The 13,086-nt window shown below is 62.6% G+C and carries 12 protein-coding genes; 3 read left to right on the top strand and 9 right to left on the bottom strand.

Features of this window, described 5'->3' with window-relative positions; all coding sequences use genetic code 11:
- Nucleotides 1–9 precede the first annotated feature (9 nt).
- The 9 genes from FS767_RS01930 to bioB all read right to left on the bottom strand — a co-directional run bounded on the left by FS767_RS01930 (nucleotide 10) and on the right by bioB (nucleotide 10,341).
- Nucleotides 10–1,788, bottom strand: a complete 1,779-nt coding sequence (locus tag FS767_RS01930) for an acyl-CoA dehydrogenase C-terminal domain-containing protein (protein ID WP_144964005.1) — start codon at nucleotides 1,786–1,788, stop codon at nucleotides 10–12.
- Between the two features lie 122 nt (nucleotides 1,789–1,910).
- The gene (locus tag FS767_RS01935; protein WP_144964006.1) at nucleotides 1,911–3,194 is read right to left on the bottom strand and encodes a diguanylate cyclase; all 1,284 of its coding nucleotides are present in this window, start codon (nucleotides 3,192–3,194) and stop codon (nucleotides 1,911–1,913) included.
- 152 nt (nucleotides 3,195–3,346) lie between these two features.
- A complete protein-coding gene (locus FS767_RS01940; protein WP_144964007.1) occupies nucleotides 3,347–5,152 on the bottom strand; it encodes a phenylacyl-CoA dehydrogenase in 1,806 nt (601 codons plus the stop codon).
- Between the two features lie 263 nt (nucleotides 5,153–5,415).
- Nucleotides 5,416–5,712, bottom strand: a complete 297-nt coding sequence (locus FS767_RS01945) for a pyrroloquinoline quinone biosynthesis protein PqqE (protein WP_144964008.1) — start codon at nucleotides 5,710–5,712, stop codon at nucleotides 5,416–5,418.
- A 171-nt stretch (nucleotides 5,713–5,883) separates the two neighbouring features.
- Nucleotides 5,884–6,564 (bottom strand): dethiobiotin synthase, encoded by a 681-nt coding sequence (gene bioD, locus FS767_RS01950; RefSeq protein ID WP_100852369.1) that lies wholly within the window; start codon nucleotides 6,562–6,564, stop codon nucleotides 5,884–5,886.
- A 9-nt stretch (nucleotides 6,565–6,573) separates the two neighbouring features.
- A complete protein-coding gene (gene bioC, locus FS767_RS01955) occupies nucleotides 6,574–7,392 on the bottom strand; it encodes a malonyl-ACP O-methyltransferase BioC (protein ID WP_144964009.1) in 819 nt (272 codons plus the stop codon).
- Nucleotides 7,385–8,116, bottom strand: a complete 732-nt coding sequence (locus FS767_RS01960; RefSeq protein ID WP_144964010.1) for an alpha/beta fold hydrolase — start codon at nucleotides 8,114–8,116, stop codon at nucleotides 7,385–7,387. Before FS767_RS01960 ends, bioC begins: the two co-directional genes overlap by 8 nt.
- On the bottom strand, nucleotides 8,109–9,281 hold the full coding sequence (gene bioF / locus FS767_RS01965; RefSeq protein WP_144964011.1) for an 8-amino-7-oxononanoate synthase: 1,173 nt from the start codon (nucleotides 9,279–9,281) through the stop codon (nucleotides 8,109–8,111). The genes FS767_RS01960 and bioF overlap by 8 nt, the downstream gene beginning before the upstream one ends.
- Before the next feature lies 1 nt (nucleotide 9,282).
- Nucleotides 9,283–10,341, bottom strand: coding sequence for a biotin synthase BioB (gene bioB / locus FS767_RS01970; protein WP_058603006.1), 1,059 nt, complete (start codon nucleotides 10,339–10,341; stop codon nucleotides 9,283–9,285).
- Nucleotides 10,342–10,428: 87 nt separating this feature from the next.
- On the opposite strand from bioB, the gene FS767_RS01975 reads away from it, so the two are divergent.
- The 3 genes from FS767_RS01975 to FS767_RS01985 all read left to right on the top strand — a co-directional run bounded on the left by FS767_RS01975 (nucleotide 10,429) and on the right by FS767_RS01985 (nucleotide 13,079).
- Complete coding sequence (locus FS767_RS01975; protein WP_144964012.1) at nucleotides 10,429–11,163, top strand: ComF family protein; 735 nt, start codon at nucleotides 10,429–10,431, stop codon at nucleotides 11,161–11,163.
- Between the two features lie 81 nt (nucleotides 11,164–11,244).
- Complete coding sequence (locus tag FS767_RS01980; protein WP_144964013.1) at nucleotides 11,245–12,009, top strand: TOBE domain-containing protein; 765 nt, start codon at nucleotides 11,245–11,247, stop codon at nucleotides 12,007–12,009.
- Nucleotides 12,010–12,104: 95 nt separating this feature from the next.
- A complete protein-coding gene (locus tag FS767_RS01985) occupies nucleotides 12,105–13,079 on the top strand; it encodes a serine/threonine protein kinase (RefSeq protein ID WP_144964014.1) in 975 nt (324 codons plus the stop codon).
- The last annotated feature ends 7 nt before the right edge of the window (nucleotides 13,080–13,086 follow it).

Here is a 13,086-nt window from a genome sequence, read left to right on the forward strand (position 1 = left end):
GCGCCAGTCCTAGAACTGCTCCGCATCCAGCAGGTACAGTGTTTCGCTACCCGCCTTGACCGAGGCGATGAGCGAGTCGACGCGCGGCAGCAAGCGAGCAAAATAGAAGCGTGCCGTGCCGAGCTTGCCTTGGTAGAACGCTTCATCACCCTCGCCTGCCAGGGCAGCCTGGGCCATCAGTGCCCACATGTAGGCATAGGCGACATAGCCGAAGGCATGCAGGTATTCAACCGACGCTGCCCCGATCTCGTTCGGATTACCCTTGGCTTGTTGCAGCACCCAGTCGGTCACACCGTCCAGCTGGTCGAGCGCAGCGCCTAGGGGAGTGGTAAACGCAGCCATGTCAGCCGCGGCACCAGCAATGAACTGACGCACTTCGTCGGAGAACAACTGGTAGTACGCGCCACCACTGGCCACCACCTTGCGGCCCATCAAGTCCAGCGCCTGGATACCATTGGTGCCTTCGTAGATTTGGGTAATGCGCACATCGCGCACCAGCTGCTCCTGCCCCCATTCGCGGATATACCCGTGCCCACCGAACACTTGCTGGCCGTGAAGGGTGCACTCAAGGCCCAGGTCCGTCAGAAATGCCTTGGCCACAGGGGTCAACAGCGCGACCAATTCTTCGCTGCGCTTGCGTACGGCACTGTCTTGCGCGTATTTGGCGCTGTCCAGTTGCATGGCCACGTAGCTGGAAAACGCCCGTCCGCCCTCGGTCAGCGCCTTCATGGTCAACAGCATGCGCCGCACATCCGGGTGCACGATGATCGGGTCAGCAGGCTTTTCCTTGGCTTGCGGCCCAGTGGGCGCACGGCTTTGCAGGCGATCGCGGGCGTATTCGACAGCGTTCTGATAAGAGCGCTCGGCCGAGGCGAGCCCCTGTATACCAACCCCAAGCCGCTCGTAGTTCATCATGGTGAACATCGCGGCCAGGCCCTTGTTGGGCTCCCCGACGATATAGCCGACCGCCTCGTCGAAATTCATCACGCAGGTGGCCGAGGCCTGGATACCCATCTTGTGCTCGATGGACCCGCAGGTCGCCGGGTTGCGAGCACCCAGGCTGCCGTCGTCGTTGACCAGGAATTTGGGGACCAGAAACAGGGAGATCCCCTTGGGGCCGGCCGGTGCGTCCGGTAGCTTGGCCAGGACCAGATGAATGATGTTCTCGGTCAGGTCGTGCTCGCCACCGGTGATGAAGATCTTGGTGCCGGTCACCCGGTAGCTGCCGTCAGCCTGAGGCTCGGCCTTGGTTCGGATCATGCCAAGGTCAGTGCCCGCATGGGGTTCGGTCAGGCACATGGAGCCTGCCCACACACCTGAATACATGTTCGGCAAATACGTATGCTTGAGCGCCTCGTCGGCGTGCGCGTTGATCGACAGGCAGGCGCCTGCGGTGAGCATGGGGTACAAGCCAAACGACAGGCTGGCTGCGTTGACCATCTCCTCGACCTGGGCCGATACCGCCTTGGGCATGCCCATGCCGCCGAAGGCTGGGTCACCACCCACGCCTACCCAGCCACCTTGAGCATAGGTGTCATAGGCTTCGATGAACCCTGCGGGCGTATGCACCGCGCCATTGTCCCAGCGGCAGCCTTCCTCGTCGGCAGCGCGGCTGAGCGGTGCGATGCTGCGTGCAGTGACCTTGCCCGCCTCTTCAAGCACCGCCATGGCCGTTTCGGCATCGACCAACTCGGCCAGGCCCGGCAGTTGCGCCCACTGCTGGCCCACGTTGAAGACTTCATTCAGTACGAAGCGCATGTCGCGCAGGGGCGCTTTATATTCAGCCATGACAACCTCTCGCTGGTCAGGACGGGCGGCGATGAGCACCGCAGCACGGGTAGTGGGACCAGTGTAACCGAACAACTTTTACGACACATAGGGTCATCAAAAGACTGTAGAGTCAGCAATGGTCACGCTTCCCGCACCGCTCCTCGACGGTTTCTCAGGCCGTGCACCATCAAGCAGTTGCGCCCTGCGGCCTTGGCAGCGTACAGCGCCTGGTCGGCAGCCTTGAGCACCTCATCAACGCTACGGTTGTCGCCCTGCCGCTCGGCCACACCCAGGCTGATGGTCACCGTAACCGTGTCGCCACTGCTGCCCGCGCGGCGCTGGCGCCCGGTATTGTCATCCAGCGGACGCGCACTTTGGTCACGCAAGTGCATGCCATAGCCGGCGATCGCCTCTCGAACCGCTTCCAGATGCGGCGCGCACTGCTCGGCCGTCTTGCCCGCGAACACCACGGCGAACTCTTCGCCGCCGTAGCGATAGGCGCGGCCTCCCCCTTTGACCTTGCCAAGCCGGCTGGCAACCAGGCGCAATACCTGGTCGCCGACATCATGCCCGTGGGTATCGTTGAAGCGCTTGAAATGGTCCACGTCGGCCATGGCAATCACATAGGAGCGCCCTAGTCGCTGCAGGCGCTCATTGAGCGCGCGACGGCCCGGCAACCCGGTAAGCTCGTCACGAAACGCCATCTGGTACGCTTCATGGGCGACTGCCGTGGCAATCATCAGCATGACCTGACTGCACATGATGTTAAGCGTGAAGGGCAACACGAATGTTTTGGGCAGCATCCAGAAAATACCGACCAGGCCCACGATCAAGGCGCCATGCAGGGGCCTGGGCGCACGCAGGTACTGTACGACGAGTAACGCCAGCATGCCCATGAACACCGGGTAGGCCAGCTGGATCAGGCTCATCCACTGGCCGTGCAGGACTGGCCAGCGGATTTCCGCCAGGCTGGCCAGCAACGCCTCGGGAAAGCTTTGCTCGAAGCCTGCCGCCACCGCGGCCGTGGCCACCAGCACCGCACACCGGGCGACCAGGTCCTGGAGCGGATGCGTGCGCTCCTGCCAGATGCCATAAAGGCCATACAACGCCGGTAGTAACAGGCACACCAGATGGAAGATCACGGCAGCATCTTCACGAACGCGGCCGTTGTCCCGGTAGAAGTCGGTCTGGGTATCGAGCAGGAAATAGGCGATGTACACCGTGAGCATCAGAAACAGCTCCCGCTGGCGCCTGTATACCGCGCAATAGGCGCCCCCCATCAACAGCACGAGAGTTGGCAAAACATTGAAAAGCGACGTGAAGAAAACGCTGAGGTCCTTGACGTAAGCCGCAGCCAAGCCTGCCCCCAGCAAGACGAGAGAGGGTACGAAATGGCTTGCGCGAACAGCGTCAAGGCGAAGCAAAGGCAATTCCAACCTGGCAGACCAATAGTGGCATTGTGCCCTTAGTTGATCGGCCATTCACCTGTACACTTGAGCACCTTTGCTATTGGCTTGCGCCAGACATAAAAAAACCGTCTGCCGGAGCAGACGGTTCGCGTACAACCTGAGGTGAATCAGTAAGCCAGGCCGAAGTGTTCTTCGTCCATGGCCATCAGGTTGTCCGCACCGGACAGCATGGCAGCCACATGCGTGCGGGTGCGCGGCAGGATGCGCTGGAAGTAGAAGCGTGCCGTCTGCAGCTTGGCGGTGTAGAACGCCGCTTCACTGGTACCTGCTGCCAGCTTCTCGGCAGCCAAGCGGGCAATGTCGGCCCAGAAGTAAGCCAGGCAGGCGTAGCCGGAGTACATGAGGTAGTCCACCGAGGCCGCGCCCACTTCCTCACGGTCCTTCATGGCGGCCATACCTACCTTCATGGTCAGCTCACCCCATTCCTTGTTCAACGCAGCCAGGGGCTGAACGAACTCGTTGACGGCCTCGTTGCCTTCCTGCGACTGGCAGAACTTGTGCACGATCTTGGTGAAGCCCTTGAGGGCCTCGCCTTGGGTCATCAGCACCTTGCGGCCCAGCAAGTCCAGGGCCTGGATGCCTGTGGTGCCCTCGTACAGCATGGAAATACGGCTGTCACGAACGTTCTGCTCCATGCCCCACTCGGCGATGAAGCCATGCCCACCGTAGACCTGAACCCCATGGTTGGCAGCCTCGAAGCCTACTTCGGTCATGAAGGCCTTGGCGATTGGGGTCAGGAACGCCAGCAAGGCATCGGCCTTCTTGCGCTCTTCCTCGTCCTGGCTGTACTTGACGATGTCCACCTGCTTGGCGGTGAAGTACACCATCGCACGGGTACCCTCAGCGAAGGCCTTCATGGTCAAGAGCATACGACGCACATCCGGGTGGACAATGATCGGGTCGGCGGCCTTCTCAGGCGCCTTGGGCCCGGTCAGCGAGCGCATTTGCAGGCGCTCGCGGGCATACTTCAAGCCACCCTGGAAGGCCACTTCGGCATGGGCCAGGCCCTGCAGCGCAGTACCCAGGCGTGCCGTGTTCATGAAGGTGAACATGCAGTTCAGGCCTTTGTTGGCCGGGCCAATGAGGTAACCAGTGGCTGCGTCGAAGTTCATCACACAGGTGGCATTGCCATGGATGCCCATCTTGTGCTCAAGGGAGCCGCAGCTCACACCGTTGCGCTCACCCGCTGCGCCTTCGGCGTTAGGCAGGAACTTCGGCACGATGAACAGGGAAATGCCCTTGGTACCAGCCGGTGCATCGGGCAGGCGTGCCAGCACGATGTGCACGATGTTCTCGGCCATGTCGTGCTCACCGGCCGAAATGAATATCTTGGTACCGCTGACTTTGTAGCTGCCGTCGGCCTGGGGTTCGGCCTTGGTGCGCAGCATGCCCAGGTCGGTGCCGCAATGGGGTTCGGTCAGGCACATGGTGCCGGTCCACTCACCCGAAACCAGCTTGGTCAGGTAAGTGTGCTGCTGTTCGGGAGTACCGTGGGCCGAGATCGTGTTCATCGCGCCGTGGGACAAGCCTGGGTACATGCCCCACGACCAGTTGGCACCGCCTACCATTTCGCTCAGGGCCAGGCCCAGCGACTCGGGCAGGCCCTGACCACCATGCTCCACATCGTGCGCCAGGCTTGGCCAGCCGCCTTCGACGAACTGCTGGTAGGCTTCCTTGAAACCGGTCGGCGTCTTCACGCCCACCTCGCTCCAGGTGCAACCTTCCTGATCGCCTACGCGGTTAAGCGGCGACAGTACCTGCTCACAGAACTTCGCACCTTCCTCGAGGATCGCGTCCACCATGTCGGGCGTGGCGTCCTGACAGCCTGGCAGGCTTTGATAGTGCGCCTCGTAGCCGAGCAGCTCGTCACGCACGAAGCGAATATCACGCAGGGGGGCTTTGTAGTCAGGCATGGCGATGAACCTCTAGGTGAGTTCTGTGGGGGACCGGCACACGCGGCAGGGTCTATCAAACAGTTGTTTGAAACTTACGTTTACCGCTGCCGGATGTCAAGAAGGCCCCAAGATGCCATTTACGCCACGAAAAATGGCGAATCTGCCATCCGCACACATGCCCGCGTCCCCGCAGGGACGAGGACGCTTCGAGCGAAGAAGAGAAAACGAGGCAGTGCAAGCTTCTGAGCGTTGCGTGTCAGGCGAGAAAGCGCTATCGACCGTCAGGCATAGGTGTCGATGATACGACCCAGCATTTCGTCGGATGCCTTGACGACTTTGGCGCCAAGTTCGACTTCGGTTCTGCCCAAGGCCATTTGCACGGTGCTGGTGGCCAGGTCCATTTGCTGACTTCTGTCGACGGCACGCAGCCGCTCGGCCTGAAAATCACTCGATTGACTGGTGGCGGAACGTTCGGCGGTGGTGTTGGCGATCTGGCTGGCGGCCTGGTCGACGCGATTCTGACCAGTGTGAATGGCGCCTAGGCCGGCGTAGAAGGCGGAGCTACCGGTGATTTCCATGTCAGGACTCCATCGACACTGGATGACGGTGAGGCCCCATTAAAGCAGGCCAGCCACAAAAAAACCCGTTTAAATCGCTAATGGCTCGGTGCCACTTGATAGACCTTGACCATGCCAGCATCGGGTAACCTTCATATGCTCGACCCTATCCGCAGCGCAGGTACGCGCAGGTTATGCCAGCAAGTCCAGTTGCAAATGCTCGGCCACCTTGTCCGCCGTGGCTTGCTTGAGCTTGGGCACACGGCCCAGACAAGGCGCCGGCAGCCGTTCGGCCAAGCTGGCCAGGTTATCTTCGAGCCGCGACGTTCTTGGCTCGATGATGTTCGCCACCCATCCGGCGAGCTGTAGTCCGTCACGCTCGATGGCTTCGGCACTGAGCAGCGCGTGGCTGATGCAACCCAGCCTTACCCCTACCACCAGGATGACCGGCAGCTTCAATGCAACCGCCAGGTCCGACAGGTTCTCCAGACCCGAGAGCGGCACCCGCCAGCCACCGGCACCCTCGATCAAGGTGAAATCGGCCTGGTGCTCCAATACCGTGCGCATGTCTGCCAGCAACTGCGCCACCGCCAGCGTCACACCGGCCTCTCGCGCGGCGACATGGGGGGCGATGGCTGGCTCGAAGGCGAATGGGTTGACCTGCTCGTAGGCGAGCTTGATGGTGCTTTCGTCGATGAGCGCCAGGGCGTCGCTGTTGCGCAGGCCCTTGGCTGTCATGTTGCAGCCCGATGCCACCGGCTTGGCGCCCAGGGTGCTCAACCCCTGCAGCTTCGCTGCATGCAGAAGACCGGCGGCAATGGTGGTCTTGCCAACATCGGTGTCAGTTCCGGCAATGAAATACGCCTGACTCATGAAGTACTCCTATGCCACAGGTTTGCGCAGCACGCCGTAGACCACTTGATAAGTGGCAGGCAGCCCTTGTGGCTGGCGATAGGCTTCGTATGCCTGGAGCATACCCTGTACGCGGGCGCGCCCGGTGAGCCCGGCGGGACGACCCGGGTTGAGGTTGTGTGCCCCCAGTGCTTTGAGCTCATGGGTCAATGTGCGCACGTCCGCATAATGCAATACATGCGGCAACTGTTGCAGGGTCAGCGTCTCGAGCGTGCTGGCTGCACATGAGTGTTGGTATTCGTCGAAGCGCCTGAAGCGGTTGACATGCACTTGGCCATCCACGGTCTGCCAACTGCCGCGCAATTCATCGAGCGTACCTGCGCACAGGCTGCTGAAGGCCAGAACACCGCCCGGACGCAAGATACGCCAAGCTTCATCCAGCACTTGGGCGAAATGACTGCACCACTGGACGGCCAGGCTGGAAAAGACGAGATCGACGCAACCCTCGCCCAGCGGCAGGCGCTCGGCATCGCCGACGATGTAGCACTGGGCGCCATCGGCTCGACCGCGAGCATGGCGCAGCATGCCTTCGGCGATGTCCACGGCGATACCGCTTGCAGGCCCGTAACGCTCGGCAAGCGCCCGGCTGAAATGACCCGTGCCACTGCCCAGGTCCAGCCAGCGAGCCGATTCGAGGTCAGATGGCAGCATCGTCAACAGGTTCATGCCGACCGCACGCTGCAGGGCTGCCACGCTGTCATAGCTAGCGGCCGCACGCGAAAACGACGCGGCCACCTGGCGTTTGTCGGGCAAGGCGCCAGGCAAACCTGGCTGGGATAGATCAGTCATCGCCACTCTCATGCAGAAAACTTTTGATACCGCTGGCCAGCTCTTGTGGATACTCGAGCACAAACGCATGGGAACTGTCTTCCACAAGGCCGACTTCCACGTCGGGCAACAGCTCGCTCAACCCCTGCGCAGCTTCGGCTGGCACCAAGGCATCTGCGCCGGCAAAAAGGTGAAGCTGCGGGCCGGCGAATGCCTCGAGGGCTGCGCGGGTATCCAGCTGCGCCAGTACCTGCAGCGCCGTGGCCAGGTACAGCGGGTCAGTGTCTGGAACGCCTACGCCCAGCTGCCGAAGCAACGTGCGCGGTTGCATCGCCCCATCGCTGCACAGGGTGCGAAAGCGCTTGAGCGTGACCGAAGGGTGGCTGCGACAACCATCCAGAAACGTTCCGAAGGTGTCTTCGGCCATCCCGTGAGGCCAATCGGCACGGGCCACGAAACTGGGGTTGCTGGCCAGGGTGAGCAAGCCGCAGCAGTGGTCGCCGCGCTTGTCGGCCAGGGCACTGGCCAGCATGCCGCCCAATGACCATCCCCCAAGCCACACATCGTGGGGTACCTTGCGATCCAGGTGGTCGACCCACCCCTGCACATCATCGTGATCCAGCTCCGGCAAAGGCATCAGCGTCACCTGAAGCCCGGGGTCCTGGGCGCGCAGGCTGGCTGCAAGGGGCTCAAGGGAAGCGGTTCCCAGGCCCCAGCCTGGTAGCAGTACGAGTCGGTTACGCATCGGCGCGCTCCAGTTGTGGATAACACTCTGCCAATGCATTCAACAATAGCTGCACCTGGGCTGCCGTGTGGGCGGCGCTCAAGGTAACGCGCAATCGCGCACTACCGACCGCCACCGTAGGTGGCCGGATAGCGGTCACCAACAGGCCTCGCTCGCGCAGTAGACGCGACAGGCGAAGCGCTTGCGCGCTGTCACCGATGACAATCGGCTGGATCGGCGTCTGGCTCTCCATCAGGCGCAAGCCCAGTTGTTCTGCGCCCTCGCGAAATTGTTGTATCAGTGCCGCCAGGTGCTCGCGCCGCCAGGCCTGTGTCCGCACCAGCTCAAGGCTCTTGAGGGTGGCGCAGGCCAAAGCGGGCGGCTGGCTGGTGGTGTAGATGTAGGGTCGGGCGAACTGGATCAGCGCCTCGATCAGCGCTTCACTGCCTGCCACGAACGCACCCGCCGTACCGCACGCCTTGCCCAACGTACCGACCAGTACCGGGACATCGTCCACGCCAAGGCCATAGTGCTCGACGACCCCACCGCCGCCCGCACCCAGGGTGCCCAGGCCGTGGGCATCGTCCACCATCAGCCAGGCGTCGCGCGCGCGCGCCGCCTGGGCCAGCGCCGGCAAATCGGCTACATCACCGTCCATGCTGAACACGCCATCGGTCACGACCAGCGCATTGCCTGTAGCCTTGGCCAGACGGTCACTCAGGCTGCCAACATCATTGTGCAGGTAACGGCTGAAGCGCGCGCCGCTAAGCAGGCCACCGTCGAGCAGCGAGGCATGGTTCAGGCGGTCCTGCAACACCGTATCGCCCTTGCCCACCAAAGCGGTGATCACCCCCAGGTTGGCCATGTAGCCGGTGGAGAACAGCAGCGCTCGCGGCCGCCCGGTCAGTTCGGCCAATGCTTCCTCAAGTTGGTTGTGCGCCGTGGTATGGCCTATGACCAGGTGCGAAGCACCCCCACCCACACCCCAGCGATCGGCACCGGCCTGCCAGGCAGCGACCACGTCGGGGTGATTCGCCAGGCCCAGGTAATCGTTGCTGCAGAAGGCCAGCAGCGGCTGGCCATCGACCACCACCCTTGGCCCTTGTGGGCCTTCCAGCAAGGGGCGCTGTCGGTAAAGGTCCGCCGCGCGCCGTTCGGCCAGCCGCGCAGCCAGGTCGAAGGCCATGTCAGGCCGACGCTGCGTCGTAGAACAACGCGTCGTTGCGCTGCTCGACCAGCGCCTGCTCGATCGCAGCCTGGTGCACTTCGTCGGCGTGCTCTTCACGGGCTTCAGGCTGGATCCCCAGGCGTGCGAACAGCTGCATGTCCTTGTCGGCCTGGGGGTTGGCCGTTGTCAGCAACTTTTCACCGTAGAAGATCGAGTTGGCACCGGCCAGGAAGGCCAAGGCCTGCATTTGTTCGTTCATCTGCTCACGGCCTGCCGAAAGGCGCACGTGCGACTTGGGCATGAGGATACGGGCCACCGCCAGCATGCGGATGAAGTCGAACGGATCGACGTCGGCCTCGTCGGCCAGCGGCGTACCGGCCACCTTGACCAGCATGTTGATCGGCACGGACTCCGGATGCTCGGGCAGGTTGGCCAGTTGGATCAGCAGGCCTGCGCGGTCATCGAGTGTCTCGCCCATGCCGAGGATGCCGCCAGAGCAGATTTTCATGCCGGCATCGCGCACATAGGCCAGGGTCTGCAAGCGCTCGGCGTAGGTGCGAGTGGTGATGATGCTGCCGTAGAACTCGGGGGAGGTATCGAGGTTGTGGTTGTAATAGTCCAGGCCCGCCTGGGCCAGCGCCTGGGTCTGCTCCTGGTCGAGCTTGCCGAGGGTCATGCAGGTTTCCAGGCCCATGGCTTTGACACCTTTGACCATCTCCAGCACATAGGGCATGTCCTTGGCCGAAGGGTGCTTCCACGCAGCGCCCATGCAAAAGCGCGTAGAACCAATCGCCTTGGCGCGCGCGGCCTCCTCGAGCACCTTCTGCACCTCCATCAGCTTCTGCTTTTCCAGGCCGGTGTTGTAGTGGCCGGACTGCGGGCAGTACTTGCAGTCTTCAGGGCAGGCACCGGTCTTGATCGACAGCAACGTGGAGACTTGCACCCGGTTGGCATCGAAATGCGCACGGTGTACGGCCTGTGCGTTGAAGATGAGGTCGTTGAACGGCTGTTGGAACAGCGCCTTGACCTCGGCCAGGGACCAGTCGTGACGTGTTGTTGCAGTTGTGCTGGCGCTCATCGGCGTTTCCTTGTTTAGGCTCTAGCAGGCGCCGGGCAAGGAGAACGCCCGCGCTTCACGGATAGCCGAAATAGTCAGGGAAGGCCCATGAACTGTCAACTTAAGCTTAAAAGACTGGTTTACAAATGGTCATTAATTAACCAGACATGTAGTCTATGCAGTGCACCTGCGCTGCAACCTTATGCACTGTGCGAGCCATGTGAACAACAATTGCCCTGGCTGGATGACGACCACTGCATACGCTGCGCCCTGCCTCTGGCCATGGCAGGCATGGAGTGCGGGCAGTGCAACCGCAGGCCGCCAGCATTCGAACGGGTGCTTGCACCCTGGCATTTCACCTTTCCGGTGGACACCCTGATCAGTCGGGTCAAGCACAACCGCCAGTGGCCGCTGGGTCGCCTGATGGCTGAGATTGCCGGTAATGCATTGAGCCATCACTACGCCGAGGGCCTGCCCCGCCCCGACGTGCTGGTTCCCGTACCCATGGCACGGCGCCGGCTGCGTGAACGGGGGTTCAACCAGGCCGCGATGCTGGCGCGTTGGTGGTCCAGGCAATTGGCAGTGCCCTGCGTCGAACATCTGCTGGTACGCACCCGCCACACCACGGCCCAACAGCATCTGAGCGCCAAGGCTCGATGGCGCAACCTGCGCCAGGCGTTCGCCGTGTGCGATGGCCTGCACGGCCAACATGTCGCGCTCGTCGACGATGTACTGACCACCGGTGCGACGGCGCAGGCTATTGCACAGGTCCTGCGCAAGGCAGGTGCCGCACGTGTGGACGTCTATTGCCTGGCACGTACACCCAAGCCCGGCCATGCATGAGCGTGCAGCCCAGTGATGGCGACGCAGTGGTACGCTACGCCCACCCGTACACTGGCCCATCACCGAACCGGTCGGATGCCCATGCCCTTACCTGCCCCACTGACCCACCACATTACCCGCCGCCCACAGCGCGTGGCCCTCTTGCAGCATATTGCCGAGCAGGGTTCCATTACGCGCGCCGCCAAGGCTGCCGGCATGAGCTACAAGGCTGCCTGGGATGCGATCGATGAACTCAACAACCTGGCCAGCAGCCCCCTGGTGGAGCGCAGCACTGGCGGTCGCGGTGGCGGGGGGGCACGCCTGTCTGCCGAAGGCGAACGGGTGCTGCGGCTGTATCAGCGCCTGCAAGCCCTGCAGGCTCAGTTGCTCGAAGCCACCGATGATGTGAGCGACCTTGACCTGCTCGGTCGCCTGATGCTGCGCACCAGCGCCCGAAACCAGCTGCAAGGGCAGGTCAGCGCCCTGCATCGCGTGGGATGGCATGACCGGGTCGGGCTCGCACTGAGTGGGGGGTTACAGATCCAAGCCTTGATCACCCATGACAGCACCGAGCGCCTGGGGCTGACCCTGGGCACGACGGTGGTGGCCTTGCTCAAGGCAGGCTGGGTGCGCCTGCTGGGCCACAGCGACCAGGCGGATCAACAGCACAATTGCCTGCAGGTGACCGTGGACTCGATTCTCACGGGCACCGACGGCCCCCACGAAGTGCGCCTTGTGCTTGGCAATGGTCAGATCCTGTGCGCCTTCGCCGAACCGGCCTGGCTGGCAGAGCACCAGGTGACAATGGGTAGCGCCCTGCGCGTGCAGTTCTCTGCCGCTGATGTGGTGATTGGCATCCCGGCCTGACCTGTCGCGGCCCTGGCAAATGGCCGAGTCCCCTGCGGCGCCTGGCTGGCCAACGCGGTAACATGACGACCACGCTGCCTACCGCCGGAGTCATCATGTCCCACCCGTTCGCCACACTTACCCCCGACTTGGTGCTCGACGCCGTGGAATCCCTGGGGTTTCTCAGCGATGCGCGGGTATTGGCGCTGAACAGCTATGAAAACCGCGTTTACCAGGTGGGTATCGAGGGCGAGCAGCCCTTGATCGCCAAGTTCTACCGGCCCGGGCGCTGGAGCGATGCAGCCATCGTCGAGGAGCACCGCTTCACGGCCGAGTTGGCCGCCTGCGAAGTGCCGGTGGTAGCGCCCCTGCAGCATCAAGGCAACACGCTGTTCGAACACGGTGGCTTTCGCTTTACGCTGTTTCCGCGACGTGGTGGCCATGCCCCGGAACCCGGCAACCTCGATCAGCTGTATCGCCTTGGCCAGTTGATCGGTCGTCTGCATGCCGTGGCTGCCAGCAGACCGTTCGAACATCGGGAGGCGCTGGCTGTGGATAACTTCGGGCATGCCTCGCTGGACACACTGCTCAAGGGCGGTTTCGTTCCCCGAGAATTGCTGCCCGCATTCGAATCGGTTGCGCGCGATGTGCTGGCTCGCGTGGAAGCCGCCTATGCCCGCACCCCGCACCAGACCATCCGCCTGCACGGTGACCTGCACCCGGGCAACCTGATGCACCGCGACGAGGTCTACCATGTGGTTGACCTGGACGACTGCCGCATGGGCCCTGCGGTGCAGGATTTGTGGATGATGCTGGCAGGCAACCGTGATGAACGTCAGGGCCAGCTGGCCGAACTGGTCGAGGGCTACAACGAATTTCACGACTTCGACCCGCGCGAACTGGCGTTGATCGAGCCGCTGCGTGCCCTGCGTCAACTGCACTACAGTGCCTGGCTGGCGCGTCGCTGGGATGACCCGGCATTCCCACCCAGCTTCCCCTGGTTTGGTCAGCCGCGGTACTGGGGCGATCAGATTCTGGCGCTGCGTGAGCAAATGGCCGCCCTTGATGAGGCCCCACTCAAGTTGTTCTAGATCGACC

This window comes from Pseudomonas sp. DE0010, from assembly GCF_007680745.1.
Taxonomy (GTDB): Bacteria; Pseudomonadota; Gammaproteobacteria; order Pseudomonadales; family Pseudomonadaceae; genus Aquipseudomonas; species Aquipseudomonas parafulva_B.